26 protein-coding genes and 1 pseudogene are annotated in these 21571 nt (G+C 69.8%); 8 read left to right on the top strand and 19 right to left on the bottom strand.

All coding sequences use genetic code 11. The annotated features are described in order from the left end of the window. Positions 1-5 precede the first annotated feature (5 nt). Positions 6-449, top strand: coding sequence for a DUF4031 domain-containing protein (locus tag OHB04_RS02220; protein WP_326806628.1), 444 nt, complete (start codon positions 6-8; stop codon positions 447-449). A gap of 58 nt (positions 450-507) precedes the next feature. Here OHB04_RS02220 and OHB04_RS02215 read toward each other — a convergent pair whose 3' ends face one another. From OHB04_RS02215 to OHB04_RS02200, 4 genes are all read right to left on the bottom strand, one after another. Further along, entirely contained in the window at positions 508-720 is a 213-nt protein-coding gene (locus tag OHB04_RS02215) for a hypothetical protein (protein ID WP_326806627.1), read from the bottom strand. Then, positions 708-938: a hypothetical protein gene (locus OHB04_RS02210; protein WP_326806626.1), complete on the bottom strand. Its 231-nt coding sequence runs from the start codon at positions 936-938 to the stop codon at positions 708-710. The genes OHB04_RS02215 and OHB04_RS02210 overlap by 13 nt, the downstream gene beginning before the upstream one ends. Before the next feature lie 41 nt (positions 939-979). Then, positions 980-1198, bottom strand: coding sequence for a hypothetical protein (locus OHB04_RS02205; protein ID WP_326806625.1), 219 nt, complete (start codon positions 1196-1198; stop codon positions 980-982). 71 nt (positions 1199-1269) lie between these two features. Beyond that, entirely contained in the window at positions 1270-1542 is a 273-nt protein-coding gene (locus OHB04_RS02200) for a hypothetical protein (RefSeq protein ID WP_326806624.1), read from the bottom strand. A 237-nt stretch (positions 1543-1779) separates the two neighbouring features. Between OHB04_RS02200 and OHB04_RS02195 the strand changes: the two genes are divergently transcribed. From OHB04_RS02195 to OHB04_RS02185, 3 genes are all read left to right on the top strand, one after another. Next, positions 1780-2478: a hypothetical protein gene (locus OHB04_RS02195; RefSeq protein WP_326806623.1), complete on the top strand. Its 699-nt coding sequence runs from the start codon at positions 1780-1782 to the stop codon at positions 2476-2478. 119 nt (positions 2479-2597) lie between these two features. Then, entirely contained in the window at positions 2598-2786 is a 189-nt protein-coding gene (locus OHB04_RS02190) for a hypothetical protein (protein ID WP_326806622.1), read from the top strand. 255 nt (positions 2787-3041) lie between these two features. Continuing rightward, on the top strand, positions 3042-3338 hold the full coding sequence (locus OHB04_RS02185) for a hypothetical protein (RefSeq protein ID WP_326806621.1): 297 nt from the start codon (positions 3042-3044) through the stop codon (positions 3336-3338). Here OHB04_RS02185 and OHB04_RS02180 read toward each other — a convergent pair. The 9 genes and pseudogenes from OHB04_RS02180 to xylB all read right to left on the bottom strand — a co-directional run bounded on the left by OHB04_RS02180 (position 3335) and on the right by xylB (position 10148). After that, positions 3335-3580: a hypothetical protein gene (locus OHB04_RS02180; RefSeq protein WP_326806620.1), complete on the bottom strand. Its 246-nt coding sequence runs from the start codon at positions 3578-3580 to the stop codon at positions 3335-3337. The genes OHB04_RS02185 and OHB04_RS02180 overlap by 4 nt on opposite strands. Positions 3581-3615: 35 nt before the next feature. Then, entirely contained in the window at positions 3616-3795 is a 180-nt protein-coding gene (locus tag OHB04_RS02175) for a hypothetical protein (protein WP_326806619.1), read from the bottom strand. 9 nt (positions 3796-3804) lie between these two features. Then, positions 3805-4083, bottom strand: a complete 279-nt coding sequence (locus OHB04_RS02170) for a winged helix-turn-helix domain-containing protein (RefSeq protein ID WP_326806618.1) — start codon at positions 4081-4083, stop codon at positions 3805-3807. Positions 4084-4854: 771 nt separating this feature from the next. Beyond that, positions 4855-5004 (bottom strand): annotated as a pseudogene (locus OHB04_RS02165) (DUF4239 domain-containing protein); the annotation flags it as partial. Positions 5005-5118: 114 nt separating this feature from the next. Beyond that, positions 5119-5262: a hypothetical protein gene (locus tag OHB04_RS02160; protein ID WP_326686050.1), complete on the bottom strand. Its 144-nt coding sequence runs from the start codon at positions 5260-5262 to the stop codon at positions 5119-5121. A 55-nt stretch (positions 5263-5317) separates the two neighbouring features. Next, a complete protein-coding gene (locus tag OHB04_RS02155) occupies positions 5318-5629 on the bottom strand; it encodes a hypothetical protein (RefSeq protein WP_326686049.1) in 312 nt (103 codons plus the stop codon). A 709-nt stretch (positions 5630-6338) separates the two neighbouring features. Next, a complete protein-coding gene (locus tag OHB04_RS02150; protein ID WP_326686048.1) occupies positions 6339-7016 on the bottom strand; it encodes an N-acetylmuramoyl-L-alanine amidase in 678 nt (225 codons plus the stop codon). A 304-nt stretch (positions 7017-7320) separates the two neighbouring features. Continuing rightward, the gene (locus OHB04_RS02145; RefSeq protein WP_326686047.1) at positions 7321-8571 is read right to left on the bottom strand and encodes an ROK family transcriptional regulator; all 1251 of its coding nucleotides are present in this window, start codon (positions 8569-8571) and stop codon (positions 7321-7323) included. A 125-nt stretch (positions 8572-8696) separates the two neighbouring features. After that, the gene (gene xylB, locus OHB04_RS02140) at positions 8697-10148 is read right to left on the bottom strand and encodes a xylulokinase (protein WP_326686046.1); all 1452 of its coding nucleotides are present in this window, start codon (positions 10146-10148) and stop codon (positions 8697-8699) included. Between the two features lie 116 nt (positions 10149-10264). Here xylB and xylA point away from each other — a divergent pair, with 116 nt between their 5' ends. After that, the gene (xylA, locus tag OHB04_RS02135; protein WP_326686045.1) at positions 10265-11431 is read left to right on the top strand and encodes a xylose isomerase; all 1167 of its coding nucleotides are present in this window, start codon (positions 10265-10267) and stop codon (positions 11429-11431) included. A 206-nt stretch (positions 11432-11637) separates the two neighbouring features. Here the strand turns inward: xylA and OHB04_RS02130 are convergent, their stop codons facing one another. The 5 genes from OHB04_RS02130 to OHB04_RS02110 form a co-directional block, all read right to left on the bottom strand. Beyond that, positions 11638-12687, bottom strand: coding sequence for a sigma-70 family RNA polymerase sigma factor (locus OHB04_RS02130; protein ID WP_326806617.1), 1050 nt, complete (start codon positions 12685-12687; stop codon positions 11638-11640). A 409-nt stretch (positions 12688-13096) separates the two neighbouring features. After that, complete coding sequence (locus OHB04_RS02125) at positions 13097-13879, bottom strand: amino acid ABC transporter ATP-binding protein (RefSeq protein WP_326809387.1); 783 nt, start codon at positions 13877-13879, stop codon at positions 13097-13099. A 59-nt stretch (positions 13880-13938) separates the two neighbouring features. Continuing rightward, positions 13939-14718, bottom strand: a complete 780-nt coding sequence (locus OHB04_RS02120; protein ID WP_326686043.1) for an amino acid ABC transporter permease — start codon at positions 14716-14718, stop codon at positions 13939-13941. Beyond that, entirely contained in the window at positions 14715-15533 is an 819-nt protein-coding gene (locus OHB04_RS02115; protein ID WP_326686042.1) for a basic amino acid ABC transporter substrate-binding protein, read from the bottom strand. Before OHB04_RS02115 ends, OHB04_RS02120 begins: the two co-directional genes overlap by 4 nt. Positions 15534-15618: 85 nt before the next feature. Next, positions 15619-16116: an ATP-binding protein gene (locus OHB04_RS02110; protein ID WP_326686041.1), complete on the bottom strand. Its 498-nt coding sequence runs from the start codon at positions 16114-16116 to the stop codon at positions 15619-15621. 182 nt (positions 16117-16298) lie between these two features. Between OHB04_RS02110 and OHB04_RS02105 the strand changes: the two genes are divergently transcribed. The 3 genes from OHB04_RS02105 to OHB04_RS02095 all read left to right on the top strand — a co-directional run bounded on the left by OHB04_RS02105 (position 16299) and on the right by OHB04_RS02095 (position 18322). After that, on the top strand, positions 16299-17126 hold the full coding sequence (locus OHB04_RS02105) for a helix-turn-helix domain-containing protein (protein ID WP_405807633.1): 828 nt from the start codon (positions 16299-16301) through the stop codon (positions 17124-17126). Positions 17127-17129: 3 nt separating this feature from the next. After that, the gene (locus tag OHB04_RS02100; RefSeq protein ID WP_326686039.1) at positions 17130-17366 is read left to right on the top strand and encodes a DUF397 domain-containing protein; all 237 of its coding nucleotides are present in this window, start codon (positions 17130-17132) and stop codon (positions 17364-17366) included. Positions 17367-17476: 110 nt separating this feature from the next. Then, positions 17477-18322: an SAM-dependent methyltransferase gene (locus OHB04_RS02095; RefSeq protein ID WP_326686038.1), complete on the top strand. Its 846-nt coding sequence runs from the start codon at positions 17477-17479 to the stop codon at positions 18320-18322. Between the two features lie 99 nt (positions 18323-18421). Here the strand turns inward: OHB04_RS02095 and OHB04_RS02090 are convergent, their stop codons facing one another. After that, positions 18422-21457, bottom strand: a complete 3036-nt coding sequence (locus OHB04_RS02090; RefSeq protein WP_326806616.1) for a glycoside hydrolase family 2 TIM barrel-domain containing protein — start codon at positions 21455-21457, stop codon at positions 18422-18424. Positions 21458-21571: the final 114 nt, after the last annotated feature.

Raw genomic sequence — 21571 nt, 5'->3', positions numbered from 1 at the left:
TTTACGTGGATGAGACCCGCGACTGGACGCGGCTCGCGAAGATGCGCGGGCTACGGCACACGCACTGGTGTCACATGACCGCTGACACCGAGGAGGAACTGCACGCGTTCGCCGCTCGGCTCGGGCTGAAGCGGTCGTGGTTCCAGAAGAAGAGCGAGCGCGACTACCGCTGGCACTATGACATCGTGCCGAGCAAGCGGGCACAGGCCGTTCGGTTGGGCGCCCAGGAGATTGACCGGCACGGGCTGTTGCCGATCCTCGACGCCCGACGCGCCGCGCTCGGGATGGAACCGGGGGCGGCCGTGGTTGAACGCGCCCTCGACCGGCGCAACGAAGAAGCCGGCACGGTCGGGCCCCACTGCGGTAACAACCCGAACGTGAAGCTCACCGCAAGGGACCGGCAGGCGGTCGAGGAGTTCAAGATGCACCTCGAAGCACGGAAGCACTGACCCCACCGCAGCATGGTGCCCCCGCCAGTCGTAGTGGCGGGGGCACCGCCGTGTGAGGCTACCGGCTACTGGGCGTCCACTCATACGAGCCGCCGCCGCGCCAGTCGATGAGGTCGGCGTCGTCGAGCCGCACGTCTGCCCGCTCCAGGCCGATGGTCTCCAGCAGGTCCAGCACGTCCATGGCGTTGTAGGCGACGCCGAGGATCCGGCCTCGGGCGACGACGCGCCGGCCACCCTCGGCATCGGGGGCGTGGACGACTACCGGGGCCATCGGCGGTCGCTCCCGTCAGGCCGCCACACGGCGGGTCCGCCACCCCGCCACTCGATGAGTGGCCCGTCGAGGGCCACCTCGTCCGGCTCCCAGCCTGCCCGCTCCAACAGGGCGAGGAGGTCCTGTGGCCCGTGGGCGCGGCCGAGGATCGCGTCACCCAGGCGCACACGGCGCCCGCCGTCCTCGTCGGGCGGGTACACGGTGACGGGCGCAGCCATAAGCCCAGGCTGCGACAGGACGCGTCGGCCCGCATCCTGGGCTAGCTGGCGAGGTCGGTGCGGTGTCCGCGTCCGGGGCGGGAGGCGTGCGCGTCGCGGACCTGGGCGGCGTCGTACTCGCTTTCGCCGCCGCGTCCGGGGCGTCGTCCAACCGCATGGACTCCCCAGCGGGAGAGGGTGCGTCGCGCGCTTCCGGTGCTGGTGGCGCCGAGGAATTCGGCGACTTCGGTGATTGTCCAACGCTCGGTAGGGTCGCTCATGGTGCGGGCTCCTTCCGTGCCGGAGTGGCCCGTACCCGTGCACCCGGGGCGGGCCACTCACTGCTCAGGGGTCAGTTCGTCTCGATGGCGACCTGGTCGCCGATCGCGTCGCGGATCTCCTGCGCGGTTTCGGTGGACACGGTGAGCCACTCGCCGATGACTCGGCCGGAGCCGTTCTTCATCTCGCGTCGGGACAGGACCACGTCGTCTCCGTCGTTCTCGATGATCTGGCTGAGGGTGGTCTGCACTGCCTCGTGGGCTTCCTGCCGGGTGTTGAACAGGCCCTCGATCTCGCCGAGGAGGTCGTAGTTGGTGACCTGGGTGCCGATCTCGGTGGCGGTCATTGGAGGCTCCTTCTCCGGTGGCTTCGGGTTGTTCCCTCTGCCTGACACTCACGACTATGCCTCACGGTGAGGCAATGTCGCAAGGGGTCACCCCATGATTCTTTAGCGTGAGAAGCGGAGCGGCTTAAACAATCTTGATTGAACCCGCAACCATCCACCCCGCCTGTTCGTCTGGCAGGTATCGGCGAATAGCACGCACACCATGCGTGACCCCCCACAACTTCATAAGGAGATCAATTGCGCAGAACCCTCGCCACCGCCGCAGCCGGCGCACTCGCCGCCGCCGTGGCCCTCGCGCCCCAAGCATCCGCCGCCACCGTGCAGACTTCCGGCAGCGGCTGGAAGCTCACCAGCCAGATCGGCGTGTACGCCGCCAGCCCCTCGACGACCTACACGATCACGTTCGAGACGGCGGCCATGAAGACCCGCTACGCCCCGTACTACACGGAGGCGCTCAAGCAGATCAACGCCGCCGGGCTACACATCACGGTGGGCGGGGTCGAACCCGTCGACATCAACAAATGCGGGCCCAAGAACCACATCCAGGTCACCGAGCGGTACCGGCCCGTCGGCACCCCGGGCTGGTCGAAGGGCGTGCCCTGCCCGTATCAGCCGAAGGGCCTCGGAGTCGGCGGCCTCGTCATCTACGACTCGGAGTACTGGGACGGGTCGTGGCCCATCACCCAGGTGCACCTGAAGAACACGATCCCGCACGAGATTCTGCACGCCCTCGGATTGGACCACCCCAACACCGACCTCGACAAGGACGGCGTGATCGAGCCGCATGAGTGCGTGGCCACCAGCTACGGCAACAAGCCGATCATGTGCAGCCCGAACGGCGGCTACAGCACGAGCAACGCAGGGAAGCTCGTTGGCTACGACGTGAACGGGGTCAAGGCGCTCATCGCCAACGCCCGCGCGCAGGGCATCTCGTAACCCGCCGCCTGTCACTGCTGCCTGCGACACTGGCACCATCACATCCATGATGCTGGCTGCATGTGGACGGCAGGCCCCGCCCAGCGCGGCGGGGCCGAAGCCGTAGAGAGGGGACCGTGATGGACTTCAAGCCCGGGGGTTACCTGCCTACGGAGTCCTCCTGGACGGTGGTGAACACCCACCCGTGGAAGTGCATCCCGATGGTTCCGCTCAACGCCACCCCCGAGCAGATCAGGCGAGCCGCAACCGTTCTGGCCTTCCAGGACGAGATCGACCTGATCGATACCTCGGCCCTGGACGAACTGTGACCGGCGACCTGGTGGCGTTCCAGTGGAAGCTCTACGACGGCGGGGAGTGGCGGTGGAGCCGGGGGCACGTGGTGGAAGGGCCTTGCCCTGCCTGCTGCTGCAACGGACCCGGGGTCTGTCCTGACTGCGGGGGCCGCTCCCACCGCGAGCCCGTAGAGGTCATGGGTGGGGAGATCCCCCACACGTCGTTCTGTCAGCAGGAGCGAGTGGACGACGACGGAGATGGGGCCGACGTGCGGGAGGTGGCCATCCGGCATGACGGCTGACCTGGTGGCGTTCCTGCGCCGCCTGCTTGGCGGTGTCCCGTATCGCCGTGCGCGCGGCGGTGTGCTTCGGCCCGCCCGGAAGGACGACGATTCGGTGCTCGTCGCCCTGTCGCCCGGCAAGCAGATCACCGACCCCGACGAAGCCGAAGCGCTCGGCATGACGGCGGAAGCCCGCTGGCTGCGAGAGGGCCGCTACAAGCGGCCGGCCCCACCTGGCATCAACTCGGCCGCCACCTCGCCCTACCGGCAGGGCCTGCGCCGAGGCATGCGAGGCAAGCGCCGCTAGCCCGCCGTCTCGGCTGCTCCGGCGCGCTTGAGGTCCTGCTCGGCGGTGTACCAGCCGTGCTCCGTCACGAGCCCCGACTCCCGAAGCGCCGCGTCCTTGATGGCGGCAGCCTGCCGCACCTTCTCCCGCAGCGGCCCTGCGTCATCCCCGGTGTAGGTGTACAGCTCACGGTCTGCTTGGAAGACGGCGAGCTGGAGCCGGATCAGGTCGGAGTGTCTGTCGGGGTCGATCACAGATGCCATGCTCGGAGCCTACGACGAGCCTCTGACGAGCCCCGTCAGGCCGCTGTCGTCATCTCCCGGGCCACCGCTGCCCGCCACACCGCCCATAGCCGGTCCAGCTCCGCCAGGGCCTCCGGAGTCCACACGGCGCGGCCGGCCACGAAGCGGCGGATCGCCTCGTTCGCGGCGGCTGCCGACTGGCACCGCTCGCAACCCCCAGCCGATGGCGTGGTCATGCCCGAAGTCTAGGCGTCGCCACTGTCAGCCGACCCGGTTCGCGTCTGGATGAACGTGCCCTTGCCCGGCAGCGTTATGGCCAGCCCGCGGTCGCGCAGCTCCTCGATGGCGCGTCGCGCGGACCCGTAGGCGACGCCGTACTGCTCGGCGAGGTCTCGCTCGCCGGGGAGTCGCGCCCCAGGGCGGAGAGTGCCGGTGTTGATGCGGGCTTCGATGTCGTCGGCTACCTGAATGTAGACGTAGACCGGCGCCGCCGGATCAACTCTCCCACCAAGATCATCTCCCATGATGCCACAGACTAGAGCCGCCCTGAGCTGCACAGATGCATGGGTAGCTACCTACTGCTGCACACTGCTCCATAGAGCAGTTACGCTCAAAGAGACCCCCGCGACCGCGCTACCGGCCCGGGGGCATGGCCGACCACCTTGGAGTCGACATGCCAGAACCTACCCCGCCACCCGCACAAACGTGCGGCATCTGCGCCCACTGCCGACGGCGAAGAGACGACCTCGAAACGCAAGGCCACATCGAGCAAGGCAGTGGACCCGGGTGGACGGTGTGGCTCTGTGGCGACTGCCGCTGCGTGTACACCACCCAGGGGTCGCGGCCGGAGCCGTTACCGCCCCGCGGCGCTCGTAGTTGAGCCCCGGCGCCGACAGGCTGGCCGCCGTTCACACCTTGCGTAGATGGCGCACACATGAATGCGCCGCCGGCAGGTGTCGAATCCGAGACTCCAGCGTCACGCTGGAACGCACGGCCTCGACCGCTCCAGCACCCCAGTAGGAGCGGTCGAGGTCTCCAAGCCACACCCTGCCCACCCTGCGACGCCAGACGACTCGCACTCTGGCCCAGGGAGTCGGCCCGCGGTTGCCAAAACCACCTCCCAAGTGGGCGACCACGGGCCGGTTTTCTGCTGCCCGGAGATGGGAGATGGGAGACAGGTGGGAGACGATCAAAGCAATCTAGCGCTTTGCCCTGCGAGAAACTGCCAGTAACTACACGTAGTTGCTAAAGCTCGGGGCTCCGATCTGGGTGTTCCTGCCACTACCAGCAGTCTTCCCGATCATCATGGTCATGTACTCGATCACGTCCGGCGTCTCCGAGGGATCGACCTCGGCCCCATGTCTCCGCTGTCTGAGCAGGACGACGACGATGACCACTGCGCAGGCGGCGAGCATGCCGAGGGTCAGGACGAGCCATTCGGACAAGGGAAGCCTCCAGGGATCGCGAACTGGTAAGGAGGGGCGGACGGCGGGCTGGTGACACCCGCGAGCGGTGCCCGGCCCTGACCGGTGGGCCCGCCTAGCGGGCAGAGCTGGGCGTCAGCCGCTGCCCGGACCGCCCGGGCCGGACGGCTGCGCGGATGCTCCGGCCGACGCCTGCCCGCCACTCGCGCGGGGCCGCAAAGCGGCAGCCGCCAGCACGGCAGGGGCGATCACCAGCAACGTGCGGGTGACCATCGACATGCCGCCGTCCGGCCGTTGACGCTCCGGTGCCGCATGCGCGGGAGCCACGAGGGCGCTACGGGAGGGCTCGGGCGCGGGCTCGGGTGACGAAAGCTCGGGCGACGAAAGAGAGGGCGAGCGCGGACTCGGCGGCTGCGGCGCCGGGGGCTGCGGTGCCGGGGGCTGCGCGGAAGGGCGCACCGGATGCCGTGCCGGAGCGACCCGGGGAGCCGGCGGGCTGTGCGGCTCGGGCGCCGGGCTCGACGGAGGCCGCGGAGACGGCGTGGGAGCGGGCGGTTCCGGAGACGGCGTGTGCGTCGGGGTGGGGGACGGCGTCGGTGGTGGTGGCGGCGGTGGCGAGCTGGGAGGGGGCGGAGGCGGGGGGCACGGGTGGTGCCCCGCCGTCATCTCGACCGAGACGCCCTGGCCGGCCTCGACGGTGAGGGAAGCCCCGGAGCAGCCGTTGCCCCGGCCTGCTGACGCGTGCACCTGAGCGTTGCCCGCGTCGACGGACAGCCAGGCGCCCTTGCCCGGGCGGGGCGTGTGGTGCGCGGCACCCAACTGCGGGCGCGCCACGGAGGAGCCCGGCCCAGGGCCCGACGGGAGCTTGGAGGTGCTGTCCCTCCGTGGCGTGTCCTGTCCGGGTGCCCTCGGCCCTTCGGCGGCGTCGGAGAGCCCGGGCCCGGAGCGCGGATCTGGCCGCGGCCCCGGGGGCTGTTCCCCGGAAAGTGTCTCCTCCGACGCCGCCGGTACGGCCGCGGCCAGCTTCGCCGGCGACCGTGTCGGTGCTGATCCCGTGGAATCCGACGGCCTGGCCGACAGGGCGGCCGTGCCCCCGGCCAGCCCGAAAGCCGTGCAGGCCAGAGCTGCCGCTGTCAGCCACTCGCGTCGCTTGCGTCCCCTCACACGCTGAGCATGGGGGTGGCCGGGGGCCGGCAGAAGGCTTCCGGCCGGTAGTCACACGATGGGCTGAACGGGTCGAACGTGCGGTTTGGGGCCGAGCCGAACCATGGCCCTGCAAACGGCAGATGACCGCACCGGGACACCAGGGCATCCGGACGCCGAGCCCGTGGTGCGGGTCTCGCCTTTCTGGCCTCCTAGTGGGCCTGGATCAGCCGCATGTAGCGGTCCCAGTCCCAGTACTGGCCCGGGTCCGTGTGGTCGGCTCCGGGGACCTCGTTGTGACCGATGATGTGCTCGCGGTCCACGGGGATGCCGTGCCGGGCGCAGACATTCGCCGTCAGCGCCGCCGAGGCTTCGTACATGGCGTCCGTGAACCACTTGTCCGGCTCGTCGATCCAGCCCTCGTGCTCGACGCCGACACTCCGCGTGTTGTAGTCCCAGTTGCCCGCGTGCCAGGCGACGTCCTTCTCCCGTACCACCTGGGCAACGTGCCCGTCGGCGGAGCGCACCACGTAGTGCGAAGACACCTGCTTGTCGGGGTTCTGGAAGATGGCGAGCGCGTCGTCGTACGTCTCCTGCGTGACGTGGATGACCACGAACTCCACCGGATACTCGGAGGGCCGGTCGGCGACGGTGAAGTTGGCCGAGGCCGCCGGCACCCACTCGGCCTTGGGGTAATCGACGCCCTTGGGGCGCGCGGCTCTGGGGCGCGCGACTCTGGGGCGGGCCGACGCAGAGCCCGTTGTCAGCAGGGCCGCCCCGGCGAAGCCCGCCGCTACGGTGAGGCCCGCGCCGCCCCGCAGCAGCGTCCGGCGCGAAGGCAGGTGTGGGTGTACGTGGTCGTCCGTGGAGTGCGGGCGTGCTGAGTCCATCGTGTCTCCCGGTGGGGGGGGAAGAGGGGAGGGGGAGTAGAGGCAATGGGGGCACGTGCGTGTCAAGTTGACGCGCGTTGATGATGGCAGCCCCGCCAGGAGCTGCCAAGAGTCGGCCGCGCGTGCCATTGGACCGACCAGTGAGCGCCTCAGCTTGTTCGGAGGAGCAGCGTACGCGCGGTTCACCGTGTCCCGAGGGACGCAGACCGGGCTTGGCCGCGTGTGAGGGCCGGCTTCAGCTCTGCTGCCCCGGCCCGGCGGGGCCAGGCTGTCCGGCCGGGTGCCGGGCGGCCCCCGGACGGGCTCAGCGCCGCGCCGCGTAGGCAGGAGGGTCGTCCAGGACCGCACGTACGCCGGTATGTGCGGCCCCCAGCAACGGCCCCTCAGAACCCAGCTGGGACACCAGCAGCTCCGGCAGCGAGCCGGGTGCGGCCGTACGGTGCGTCAGCTGCTCTTCCAGGGAGGGCAGCAGCCAGGGAGCGAAACGGGCCAGTGTGCCGCCGAGGACCACCGCGCCGGGATCGAGCAGATTGACCGTTCCAGCCAGCGCGATACCGAGCGCTTCACCGGCGCCGTCCAGTGCCTGGAGCGCTTTCGCCTCACCGGATGCCGCACGTTCGGCGAGCGCGGTGAGGGCCGGGCCTCGGGGATCCGCCTCGTCGGCGCCCGAGGCGCGAAGAATCGCCCTCTCCCCGGCGTACTGCTCCAGACAGCCTTGCCCTCCGCACGCGCAGCGCGGCCCGTCGGGACGTACCGGAGTATGGCCCAGTTCTCCCGCGAACCCACGAGTGCCGCGCAACAGTTCGCCGTCGAGGACCACCGCGGCGCCGATCCCGACCTCGGCGGAGACGTGGACGAAATCGCGCGGCATCCGGGCACCGCCCAGCCACAGCTCCGCCAGGGCGGCCAGATTGGCCTCGTTGTCGACCGTGAGGGGCGGTGTCGAGGCACCAGGCCCGGCTCCCGATCCCGAGGGACCGGCTTCCGCCCCCGGCGTGGCCTGGGCGAGCGCGGAAGCGATGTCGGTGTCGTGCCAGCCGAGGTTGGGGGCGCGGACGACGGTGGATGTCCCGCGCGCGACCAGGCCGGGGACGGCGACCCCGAGGCCGGAGGGCCGCAGTCCCGCCGTACGGGCGGCGCTCGCGACCTCGTCCACCAGCGTTCCCAGTCGGCCGAGTGTCGCCTCGGGGCCGCTGTCCCGGCTCCGGGACTCCACGCGGGTACGCGCGCGCACCCGTCCGCGCAGGTCGACGGCGCACACGGCCAGGTGGTCCACGCCGATCTCGGCCCCCAGCCCGCACGGGCCACTGTCGGCCAGCGCGAGCGCGGTTCCTGGGCGGCCCGGGCCACCGCCGGACGACTCGGGTCCCTGCTCGGTCAGCAGGCCGCCTCGCAGCAGCTCGTCGACCAGCGTGGAGACGGCCGTCCGGGTCAGCCCCAGCCGCGCGGCGGCGGAGGCCCGGGAGGAGGGCCCGTGCTCGGCGACCGCGTACAGCACACGCGAGAGATTGCGCCTGCGTATCTCCCGCTGAGAGCCGGGAGCCGGGACTGCCATGCGCGGTTCCCTTCGACCGGATGGTCCAAGTGATGACCGGGAGCTGAAGGGCTTCACCGGATGACGGAGATTTCGTCGGTGACCGGATGGAGGAGGTCCGGCTCCCGACGGTGTGAAGCGGCGGCTCAGCGCTGCCGGTTGAGGAGCGTATCCGCGTCGTCGAGCACGCCTGTGAGCCGGGCGAGGGCGGCCTCGTCGCGCTCCACCGATTCATAGGAGGGGCCTTCGGCGGTGTTCCAGCGCCGGGCGACAGCAGTCGGATCCTCGCCCAGCAACAGCCCGGCAGCCTGTGCGGCGGCACCCAGCGCCACCAGTTCCTGCGCCCTCGGCACCTGGACGGGCCGGCCCGAGAGCCGTCGCACGGTCTCCCTCCATGCGACACCCTTGGCGCCGCCGCCGATCAGCAACAGCGGTTCATCCCCGGGCTCTTGAGCGCCCCTCGACTCCTCGTTGAGAACGAGTTCGAGCGCACGCAGCAAGGCGAACACGGCTCCGTCGTAGGCCGCCTGGAGCACCTGGCCGCCGGTGGTGGCATGCGACAGCCCCGACAACAGGCCGGTCGCATGGGGCAGATTGGGGGTGCGCTCGCCGTCCAGGAAGGGCAGCGCCGTGACCCCGCCGCCCGCCTCCACGTCCTCCCGGTCGCGGGAGAGGAGCGCGGCCATCCGGTCGACGGCCAGCGTGCAGTTGAGGGTGCAGGCCAGCGGCAGCCAGTCCGCGTGCGCGCCGGCGAAGCCGGAGACCGTCCCCGTGGGGTCGGCGGGACGGCGCGTGGAGACGGCGTAGACCGTGCCCGAGGTGCCGAGGCTGAGCACCGGCTGCCCCGGCCGCAGCCCCAGGCCCAGCGCGGCGGCCATGTTGTCGCCGGTGCCCGTGGCGACCAGCGTCCCCGGCGCGAGGAAGCCGCCGTCCGCCTCCCGTACCGTCCCCGCGGCCTCGCCCGGCTCCAGCACTCGCGGCAGCAGCGCGCGATCCATCCCTGCGAGCCGGAGGATCTCCTCGTCGTAGGACTGCGTGGCCGAGGCCCACCATCCGGTGCCGGAGACATCGCCCCGGTCCGTCGTGGCCCGGCCGGTCAGCCGCTCGGTGAGGAAGTCGTGCGGCAGGCGCACGCCTTCGGCGGCACGTGCGGCATCCGGTTCGTTTTCCTTCAGCCAGGCCCATTTGGTGACGGTGAAGGCCGGGGCGGGCACACTGCCGACCCGTTCGGCCCACGCCTTGGGGCCACCCAGCTCATCCACCAGACGATCGCGCTGCGGCGCGGAACGCACGTCGTTCCACAACAGCGCGGGTCGTACCGGATTTCCCCCGCCGTCCAACGTGACGAGGCCGTGCTGCTGTCCCGCGACCGAGATCGCCGCGGCCTCCAGCGCGGGGCGTCCGCACAGGCCCACGGCCGCCTTGAGCGCCTGCCACCACTCCTCGGGGTCGGACTCGCGCCCCTCGCCCGTGGAGACCGTGTGCGGCGCCTGGCCCTGTGCGACGACCCTTCCGGTCGCCGAGTCCACCACGAGGGCCTTGGTGGACTGCGTCGAGCTGTCGACCCCAATGACGAGCGGCCCTTCCGGTGCGGTCATGCGGACCGTTCCCTTCCCTCGTTGCGGATGCTGCGCGCATACTAATTTGTGAACGGCCATGACGAATAGCCTCGCGCCCGTCCGAACGGCCGTCGGCGCGGGGGAGAGGCGGCAGAATGAGCTACGAGCCGACACCGGCGGACAAGTTCAGCTTCGGATTGTGGACCGTGGGCTGGCAGGGCCGCGACCCCTTCGGCGAGGCGACCAGGGCGCCGCTCGACCCGGTCGAGTCGGTGCACCGGCTGTCCGAACTGGGCGCGTACGGCGTGACGTTCCACGACGACGACCTCATTCCCTTCGGCGCCCCGGAGGGGGAGCGTGACGCCCAGGTCAAACGCTTCCGACAAGCCTTGGAGGCCACCGGTATGACGGTCCCGATGGCGACCACCAACCTGTTCACCCACCCGGTCTTCAAGGACGGCGCCTTCACCGCCAACGACCGGGATGTGCGCCGCTACGCGCTTCGCAAGACGATGCGCAACATCGACCTCGCCGCCGAGCTGGGCGCTCACACCTATGTGGCCTGGGGAGGCCGGGAGGGCGCGGAATCCGGTGCGTCGAAGGACATACGGGCAGCGCTCGACCGGATGAAGGAAGCTTTCGACCTGCTGGCCGAGTACGTCACGGAGCAGGGCTACGGACTGCGCTTCGCGCTGGAGCCCAAGCCCAACGAGCCCCGGGGCGACATCCTCTTGCCGACCGTCGGCCACGCCCTCGCCTTCATCGAACGCCTGGAGCGCTCCGAGCTCTTCGGCGTCAACCCCGAGGTCGGACACGAACAGATGGCCGGGCTGAACTACCCGCACGGCGTCGCCCAGGCCATGTGGTCGGGCAAGCTCTTCCATCTCGACCTCAACGGGCAATCCGGCATCAAGTACGACCAGGATCTGCGCTTCGGCGCCGGCGACCTGCGCTCCGCCTTCTGGCTGGTCGACCTGCTGGAGACCGGAGGCTACGACGGCCCGCGGCACTTCGACTTCAAGCCCCCGCGCACCGAGGACACCGACGGTGTGTGGGCCTCGGCCGCGGGCTGCATGCGCAACTATCTGATCCTGCGCGACCGGGCCGCCGCCTTCCGCGCGGACCCCGCCGTCCAGGAGGCCCTGCGGGTATCCCGCCTGGAGGAACTGTCCCGGCCCACGCTCGATCCGGACGAGACTCCCAGGACCCTGCTGACCGACCGCACGGCGTACGAGGACTTCGACGTCGACGCGGCGGCAGCCCGGGGGATGGCCTTCGAGCACCTCGACCAGCTCGCCATGGACCACCTGCTGGGCGTGTGATCCCGGTTTGACGCGTGACGGTTGACCCGTGGCTCCGTGGCTCCGTGGCTCCGTGGCCGTGGCTCCGTGATGCGGGCCTGCGGCCTCGTTCGGCACCAGGACCGGGCCGACGGCGCGTGCCCCTGCTCAGAGGCACGCGCCGCAGACGGGCATGGAGCACGCCATGTCCTCGGCCCTGAAGCCGTTACGCTCTCCGCCGCGCGCCGTCAGCCGCGCCCGGCGTCCTTGGCCTCCTCCGCACGCACCAGGGTGGGCAGTCCGAACTTTTCGAACAGCTCCTCCCCGAAGAACGCGCCCACATGAGAGACCTGGCCCTCGTGCAGGGTGAGCACCTGGATGTGGAACGGGCGGTAGGTGCCGTCCTCCTGGAGGCTGTAGAGCCCGAAAGCGGGCTGGCCGTTGGCCGAAGTAGGCAGCATGAGGCCCTCGTCGCGGCCGATCGGGCACTGGGCCGTGATGAGTCGCACGATGTTCTCCCGGCCGCGGAACCACTGCTCGAACGGGGGCATCTCCCAGACGGCGTCTTCCTTGAACAGGTCGACGATGGCGCTGACGTCCGACTTCTCGAACGCGGCGGCGTATCTGTCCAGCAGCTCCCGCGAGGCCGCATCCGTGGGCTCCGCCAGCTCCTCCTCGACGGGGGCCACCTGATCGAGCTGGGCCCGCGCCCGCTGGAGCGCGCTGTTCACACTCGCCGTGCTTGTCCCCAGCAGCTCGGCCACCTCGGCGGCCCGCCATTTGAGGACGTCCCGTAGCAGCAGGACGACCCGCTGGCGGGCGGGCAGATGCTGGAGGGCGGCCACGAGCGCGAGCCGCATGGACGAACGGGTGACCACGACGGCCGCCGGATCCGAGGGTTTCTCGCTCGTGAACATCGTGTCGGGTATCGGCTCCAGCCAGGACACCTCGGGGGCTTCTGTCACCGGGCTCCGGGGGTCGTCACTGGGGGCGCCGAGCCCCGAGGGCATGGGGCGGCGGCCCCGCTGCTCGATGGCGGTGAGACAAGCGTTGGTCGCGATGCGGTAGAGCCAGGTGCGCAGCGAGGACCTGCCCTCGAACTTGTCGCCCGCCCGCCAGGCCCGCAGGTAGGTGTCCTGCACGAGATCCTCGGCGTCGTGCACCGAGCCGAGCATCCGGTAGCAGTGCGCCAGCAGTTCGTTGCGGTACGGCTTGGCCTGCTCCAGCAGTTCCTCCGGCGTGGAGTCATCGCCAGGAGGGCGGCCGGGCGCCTCTGCGGTGGGAGACCTGTCAGCCATCGTCGTTGCCTTTCGTCCTTCACCGGCCACCGAGAGGTACCGATAAGACACATCGATCCGATTGGGTCCGAATCTAGAGGAAGGGTCTGACAGCTGCCCGGCCTACGCACTCCGCAGTGCCCGGCCCACGCACCCCACGGCACCCGGCCCACTACGCCGCCGGCCCGGCCTCCACCGTGCCGACGCCGCTCAGTCTGCTCCTTCCAGGGCGGCGCAAGGAGCTGTTTTCCGCCGATCCAGGCGAAATACGCGCCGTGTGCGCCCGGCGCGCGCAGGGGAGCTACGCGCCCGGTTGGTGCCTGGACCGGCCCGATTCCCGGCCGATTTCCCGGCCGATTCCCGGGCCGGATTTCGACCGGACAGTCCTGCACCCTGGCTCCCGCGACAGCCGCGTCTCCCGGCGGGCCGGCTACTCCTGCTCCTGCTCCAGCACCTCGGCCGCGGCGGGATCCAGCACCCGGGCGAGGAACGCACGGGTGCGGGCGAGGCGCGGCTCGCCGATCAGCTGCTCCGGCGGGCCCTCCTCCACGATGTTCCCGTCGTCCATGAACACCACCCGGTCGGCGACCTCCCGAGCGAAGCTCATCTCGTGGGTGACGACCAGCATCGTCATCCCCTCGTCCGCCAGCCGACGCATCACCGCCAGCACATCCCCGACCAGTTCCGGATCGAGCGCCGAGGTCGGCTCGTCGAACAGCATCAGCTCCGGGCCCATGGACAGCGCCCGTGCGATGGCCACCCGCTGCTGCTGGCCTCCCGACAGCTGGGCCGGATAGCTCGCCTCCTTCTCGGTCAGCCCCACGCGGCGCAGATTGCGCCGGGCGACGTCTTCCGCCTCCGCCTTGCCGCGGCGCAGTACTCGCCGCTGGGCGATCGTGAGGTTGTCCAGCGCCGTCAGGTGCGGGAAGAGGTTGAACGCCTGGAAGACCATGCCGATGCGGCGCCGTACCCGGTCGATGTCCACCTCGGAACCGGTGACCTCCGTGCCCGCCACCCGCACCGTCCCCGATGTGGGCTCCTCAAGCAGGTTCACACAGCGAAGCAGCGTCGACTTCCCGGAACCGGAGGGTCCGATGACGCAGACCACCTCGCCGCCGCGCACCGTCAGGTCGATGCCTTTGAGCACCTCCAGCTCGCCGAAGGACTTGTGCAGCCCCGCCACCTCGATGGCCACCGTGCCGGAAGTGCCCATCCCGTCGCCCGGGTCCCCGGCGGTCTTCGGGCTCTCGCCGTCATCCGCTGCCATCGCGCTCACCTCGCTCTCGCCGTGCGGGCCTCCAGGCGCCGCACCAGGTGGCCCAGGGGCAGCGTGATGGCCAGGTAGAACAGTCCGGCGATCAGGATCGGGGTGAGGCTGCGGTGCTGGTTGAGCGCGTCCCGGCCGAACTTGGCCAGCTCGTACTGGTCCATGGACAGGCCGAGCAGATAGACCAGCGAGGAGTCCTTGGTGAGCAGGATCAGCTCGTTGGCCAGCGGCGGGAGAACGATGCGGAACGCCTGCGGGATGACGATGGAGACCATCGCACGCGGCTGTGACATCCCCAGCGAACGCGCCGCCTCCGTCTGCCCTTTGGGTACCGCCAGGATGCCCGCGCGAATCGTCTCCGCCATGTAGGCGGCGCCCACGAGCCCGAGGGCGAGCATCACGGTGACGTACTGGTTGATGGACACCTGGAAGGCCAGGGGGACGCCGAAGCCGAGCGCGATGAACACCAGCAGCGCCGGAACACCCCGGAAGAACTCGATGTAGGCGACGGCCAGCCATCGGTAGGGCGGCACCTTCGACAGTCGCATGAGCGCCAGCAACAGGCCCAGCCCGAGCCCGAAGCTGAAGCCGAGGGCGGTGTAGATGACGGTGTTCACCAAAGCCGTCGTGACGACCTCGGGGAACTGCTCCTTGGCGACGTCGAGGTCGAAGAAGGCGCGGCGCAGCTCGCCCCAGTCGGCGGCCAGCGCGAGCACGAGCACGGCGGCGCCGAGGATCCCGTACTGCGCGGTGCGTATGAGGCGGGTGCGGTTGCGGCGCGTCACTTCTCCGGCTCCGTGCCGAACCACTTCTTGTAGAGCTTGTCGTAACGGCCGTCCGCCTTGGCCTTTTTGATGGTCTTGTTGATCTGCTTGCGCAGCGCGTCGTTGCCTCGCCGGACGCCGATGCCGTACTGCTCGCCGGTGTCGAACTCCTTCGTGACCTTGGTGTCCGGATTCTTCTTCGCGTAGTCGTAGAGCACGCCGTTGTCGTTGATGCCCGCCTGGACCTGGCCGGTCTTCACCGCGGTCAACAGCAGCCCCAGGTCCTCGAACTGGACGGTCGTCACGCCTTTGGCGTGCTTCTTCGCGTACTCCTCGCCCGTGGTGGACTGCTGGACGCCCAGCTTCTTGCCCTTGAGATCCTTGAAGGAGGTGACGCTCTTGCCCTTCTTGACGAGCAGGGCCTGGGTGGCGTCGAAGTAGGGCGCGGAGAAGTCGAGGTTCTTGGCGCGGACGGGCGTGATGGTCATTCCCGCCGCGGCCAGGTCGCACTTGCCGGCGTTGAGATCCTCGCCCGACTGGATGCCCTCGAAGGGCGTGTCCACGATCTCCTGGGAGACGTCGAGGTCCTTGGCGACCAGGTCCACCAGCCCGACGTCGAAGCCGACGATCTTCTTGCCCTGTCTGAACTGGAAAGGCGTGTAGGGCAGATGAGTGCAGGTCTTGAGCTTGCCCGACGTGACCAGCTCCACCTCGGTGCCGTCCCCACCGGAGGTCTTGGTGCTGGAACAGGCTGTGAGGGACGCCAGGAGTGCGGCTGCGAGCGCCGCGGCCAGTGGCTTGCTGTGCTTGCGCTTGCGTGCGGATCGTGCGGACACAGCGCCTCCAGGAGGTGACAGGTCGGCAAGAGAGCCCGATCAGGCCGGTAAGTGCCGTGCATCCTGCCATTGGCGCCGGGTGATGTCAGTGGGGCGTCCGGTGACATTCCAGCTCGGCCCACACCGCGTGGCCCGTGATTCCGTCGGGGCCGTCGGCGCGGGCCGGGCGTATGCCCCAGTCATCCGCGAGCACACTCACCAGCAGCAGTCCCCGTCCGCTCTCGCCTTCGCTGTCGCCAAGCGGGGTGCTCTCCGCACAGTCGGCGCGAATCCGGTCGGACCCGCAGCCCTCGTCGGCCACCTCCAGGCGCAGCCGTACGCCGATGACCCACAGCTCGCAGGTGATCTTCTCGCTGTCCGTGTGGCGCACGGCGTTGGTGAAGAGCTCGGACATCAGCAACTGGGCGTCGGCGCTCGACTCGTCGTCGACAAGCCATTCGCGCAATCGCTCCAGCACACGCGAACGTGCCGCAGCTACGGAGGTGTCTCTGGCGGGAAGGTGAAAGGCGTCCCGTAGGGGACGGGTCGTCGGTGCACCGTCGAGCCGGTGGTCTAAAGGCAGGGCGTCATGGGGGGCAGCCACATCTCCACTATGCGGTTCGCCACTCGCGTATGGCAAGGATCAATCTGTGAATTGCAGAAGCACGCATGACAGGGTGTGCACGTGGATGGTGTCATGCCAAACTTTCCCTGCATAACGTCAGTTGGAGGGGAGCGACAGTGGTGGACTCGCGGACGGGCGGTGGGGCACCCACCGTTCTGCGCATGGTGCTGGGCAAGAGGCTGCAGCACCTGCGTGAGAGCGCGGGTGTGACCTACGAGCAGGCCGGCAGAGCCCTCGACGTCACCCACGCGACCATCCGTCGGATGGAGAAGGCCGAGGTCGGCCTCAAAGTCCCATATGTCGAGAAGCTGTTGCGTACCTACGGGGTGGAAGAACCGGAGGAGCTGGAAGCCTTCGTGGCGCTCGCCCGCGAAGCGAACCAGCCCGGCTGGTGGCACCGCTACCGAGATGTGCTGCCCGAGTGGTTCAGCGTCTTCGTGAGTCTGGAGAGCGAGTCGCAGGTCATCCGCGCGTACGAGCCGCACTATGTGCCCGGACTGCTCCAGACCGAGAGCTACGCCCGCGCGGTGCTGCGCGCCGGGATGCCCCACGCTCCCGAGGGAGAGATCAAACGGGGCGTCGCGCTGCGCATGGAGAGACAGTCCGTCCTCACGCGGGACGAGGAACCGCCCCTGCTGTGGGCCGTGGTGGACGAGACCGTACTGCGCCGCCACATCGGGGGCTCGGAGGTGATGCGGGAGCAGGTCGATCACCTGCTCCAGGCCACCGAGCGCTCGAACGTCGTGCTGCAGATCATGCCGTTCAGCGCTGGGCCGCATCCGGCGATGTACGGCCCCTTCCACCTTTTCCGGTTCCCGATCGAAGAGCTTCCGGACGTCGTCTGCTCCGAGAGCCTGGTGGGCGCGGTCTACTTGGACCAGCGCGACGACGTGTCCACGTTCCTGGAAGCGCTGGACCGGATGAGTGCCCAGGCCGTGCCGGTGGCGCGGACCAGGGCGGTTCTCAGTGCACTGCGCAAGGAGTTTTGAACCATGGGTCGTATCTACAACGGGATGCCCGCGAAACAGCTGGGCTCCGAAGGCTGGCGCAAGCCCTGGAGCGGAGGCAACGGCGGCAGCTGCGTCGAGGCGCTCAAGCTCGCCGACGGGCGGGTCGCGCTGCGCCAGTCCACCGACCCGGACGGACCGGCCCTCATCTGGAGCCACAGCGACATCTCGGTCTTCATCCAGGCGGCGAAGGCAGGCAAGGCCGACTTCCTGGTCGCCTGATACGGACCAGCACCACAACCGCGGGCCGGCGCTACACCCGCCGGCGTCGCACCCGCGGACCGGAACCACCTCAGCACCGCACCGCATGCCGCTCGTCCGCTCCAGGACGCGTGGGCGACGACGAAACGAATGAGACGGAGAAGAGCGTGTCGGAGGCCGGCTTCACCCCGGAGCAGATTGACACCACCACCCCGCACCCTGCCCGGATGTACGACTACTACCTGGGCGGCAGGGACAACTACGAAGCGGACCGGGACGCGGCCGGACGTGTCCTGAGCGCCCTGCCCGACATCGGGATAACCGCCCGCAGCAATCGCGACTTCATGCACCGGGCCGTACGGACCGCCGTGGGCGCCGGGGTGCGCCAGATCATCGACATCGGCACGGGCATCCCCACCTCGCCCAACACCCACGAGGTGGCCAGGGAGGTGCACCCCGACGTCCGCGTCGCCTACGTGGACAACGACCCGATCGTCGCCACCTACGCGGCGGCCAAGCTCACCAATTCCGGCAACGCCGGCATGGTGCTGGCCGACATTCGCGACCCCAAGGTGATCCTCGACCATCCGGTCACCCAGGACCTTATCGACTTCGACGAGCCCGTCGCGCTGATGCTCTTGGCGGTCCTGCACTTCATCACCGACGCCGAGGACGCGGAGGGCATCGTCAGGACCCTGACCGAGCGGCTCCCCGCCGGGAGCCACCTCATCCTGAGCCACGCCACCGACGACTTCAACAGCAACAAGGGCTTCGACCATGTGGCCAAGGTCTACAACGAGGAGTCGACCGCCAGCGCCCAGTGGCGCTCGGGCGACGAGGTCCGTCGCTTCTTCGAGGGCTTCGAACTGCTGGAGCCCGGGCTCGTCCAGTTGCCCCTGTGGCGGCCGGACGGCCCGGTGCCGGCGGGTAAGGAACTCACGTACCACATGGGCTACGGCGGCGTCGGAGTCAAGTGAGCACCGGGCGGGCCGGAAGCGTTCCGACCCGCCCGCCCGCTCCTGTACCTCACCGGCCGGTGCCTCTTCGTCCGGCCGGCCGTCTCACCTCCGGATGCTTCATCCTTCCCCGGCGGGCGCGACGGCGAGGAAGGTGAACGAGAACTGCGCGCGTCCTGCCGTGAGCTGATGCGCCGGCAGTACGCCCGGACCGCAGGACTGCGAACCGATGCCGTGCATTCCATGGTCGAGGTTGACCCAGACGGTGTCGCTCGCCACGAGGTCCGTGGTGTGCTCCGCGGCATCCAGATGCTCGCTCGTCCAGCGGCGCGCGGTGAACCAGCAGCGCGCGCCGTCGGCCTCGGCCCGCAGTCCGGCCCCGCCGGGGCCCCGCGTCAGCTCGACCCAGCGCACATCCGCGCGTGCGCCGTTCTCCTGGGGCCGCACATAAGGGGTCTGGAGCGCGTCCACCGTGCTCCGCCACAGCCCGGCACGCGCGGCGCTCCCCGTATCGGGGTAGGACTCTCCGGGGCCGCTGCCGAACCAGGCGGCGTACCCGTACGCGGCGGGCAGTCCCAGGCGCAGGCCCAGACGTGGCAGGGGGAAGTCCCAGTCGCCCTCCGGATCGACCGTCACGGTGAGCCTCAGCCGGTCCACGCTGCCTGTCCACCGGTAGTCGGTGCGCAGGGCCAGCGACGAAGCGGCCGGGGCGACCCGCGAGCGGACCACGAGGGCGTCCTCGACGATCCGGACGCCGTCGGTCCTGTGCCGCATCCGGTGCAGGCCATGGTGGCGCCACAGCGGGCCCATTCGCACATCGGGCTGGAAGGACGCACCGTCGTCGTTGTCGGTCGTCGCCCGCCACACATCCAGTTTCGGCCCCCGCACGGGGAGCGCGCCGAAGCTCAGCAGAGTGCCGCTGCGGGCCGAGAAGAGACCCGGACCCAACCGGATGACATCCCCGCCTTCCACGGCCGCATCAGGGGCCTGGGAGGCTTCCACGCGGCGAGGTGTGGCGGGAGCCGAGGGGAGCGTGGCGGTCGGGGCGCACTCGGGTTCAGGAGCGGGCAGCTGCCCCCAGGCGACCGGATGCCCGCTGCTTGCCCACTCGGTGTCGCCCGCGAGTACCGCCCGTACCGTCCACCACGCCTCACCGGCCCTGCCGGTCTCGGGCGGTGAGGGCAGGGGCAGTTCGACGGAGCCTCCGGGCGGCACGATCGCCTCGGGCAGGGGCAGCATGCCACCGCTGACCTGCTCCCCGCCGCTCTCGTAGGACCACTCGAAGGCGAGGTGGGAAAGATCGGCGAAGTCGTGGCCGTTGGTGACCAGCACGGTCCCCGACGCCGTCCCGGGCGAGATCCGCACCGGCTCGATGACCTTCTTGTACTCGATCAGCCCGGGGGACGGGGTGCGGTCGGGGAAGACCAGCCCGTCGCAGACGAAGTTCCCGTCGTGCAGCTCTTCGCCGAAATCACCCCCGTAAGCGAAGAAGGACCGGCCGTCCTCGGTGCGCCGGGAGAGCCCGTGGTCGATCCACTCCCACACGAAACCGCCCTGACAGCGTTCATGGGTCTCGAACAGCCGCTGGTATTCGCTGAGTCCACCGGGGCCGTTGCCCATGGCGTGGGCGTACTCGCACAGGATGAACGGCAGCGAGCGGCGCCGCTCGTCCTGTGCGGCGTCCCCCATCGCGGGCTCCTCCCGCCGGCCGGCCTGTTCGACCTGGTCGTGGGGCAGATACATCCGCGAGTAGAAGTCGCTGTCCGGATACGCGTGGTCGTTCTCGTAGTGCAGGGGCCGCGAGGGGTCGCGCTCCCGTATCCAGTGCGCCATGGCCGTCAGCCCCGAGCCGCCGCCGCACTCGTTGCCGAGCGACCAGATGACGACCGAGGGATGGTTCTTGTCCCGTTCGACCATCCGGGCCGCGCGGTCCAGGAGGGCCGGGGTCCACCGTTCGTCGTCGACGGGATTTCTCACACCATCCAGTGCGAGGAAACCGTGGGTCTCCAGATCGCACTCGTCCACCACCCACAGGCCCAGCTCGTCGCACAGATCGAGGAAGGCGGGGTGGGGCGGATAGTGGCTCGCCCGTACGGCGTTGATGTTGTGCCGCTTCATCAGTTCCAGGTCGCGGCGCATCGTGCCGATGTCCAGGGTCCTGCCGGTCTCGGGGTGGAACTCGTGCCGGTTGACCCCGCGCAGCAGGACTCGGCGCCCGTTGACCTTGAAGAGCCCGTCCTCGACCACCACCGAACGGAATCCGAGGCGCAGCGGTACTCGCTCGCCTTCGGTCACCAGTTCGGCCTCGTAGAGGTGCGGCGTCTCCGCTGTCCACGGTTCGACCGGAACGGTTGTCTCCTGGCCGGTGGGCAGGTCGAGGCCCAGTTCGGGCACGAGGACCCGGCCAGGCGGGTCGGATTCGACCCGGAGGGTGCCGCGGCCCGTGGTGTGGTCGTACCCCGCGTGCACGGTGTGGTCCACGACCGAGCCGGGCGGCCTGTGCACCAAGGTGACCTCCCGGAAGATCCCGGGCAGCCACCACATGTCCTGGTCCTCCAGATAGCTGCCGGCCGACCACTGGTGGACGCGCACCGCCAGGACGTTGCCCTCGCGCCGGAGCAGGCGCCCCACGGCGAACTCGTGCGGCAGCCGCGAGCCCTGGAAGGTGCCCAGTTCCTGCCCGTTGAGCCACACCCGCGCGCAGGACTCCACGCCCTCGAAGCGGAGCAGCGTCTCGCCTGCACCCGCCGCGGCGTCGGCCTCCAGCGGCCAGCCGTCCGGCAGGCCGAAGACGTGGCGGTGATCCCCTGTGGGGTTCTCGTCCGGCGTGCGCGGCGGGTCGACGGGGAACGGATAGGGCGTGTTGGTGTACGCGGGCGAGCCGTGCCCGTGCAGGACCCAGTGGGAGGGCACTGGAAGGCCGGCCCATCCGGTGTCGTCGAAGTCCGGCCGCGCGAAGTCGTCCCCGTGGCTGTCCGCCGTGGGGGAGAGCCGGAACTTCCAGGCTGTCCCGGTCAGTTCCAGCCTGGGTGCGTCGGACCGGGGTATCCAGGCACGTGGTGGCAGACAGCCGGTGCCGGGGGAGACGTGCTCGTAGTAGGGCACGGGCGGAGCAGAGACAGTCTGATGCGTGCCGCCCGGATCGGGTGTGCTCATGCGTCTCCTCGGTTGCGTCAATTCCTGCGGCTTCCTTCCCACCATCCGGCACGGTGCCATGCGTGAGTGGCAAACCCAACTGCGGACGGTGAGGACGACATGACAGAGTGGCGA

It is taken from the genome of Streptomyces sp. NBC_01775 (assembly GCF_035917675.1).
Classification (GTDB): Bacteria; Actinomycetota; Actinomycetes; order Streptomycetales; family Streptomycetaceae; genus Streptomyces.
Note: the sequence above shows the minus strand (reverse complement) of the source record. Positions and strands in the feature narration are given on the sequence as shown.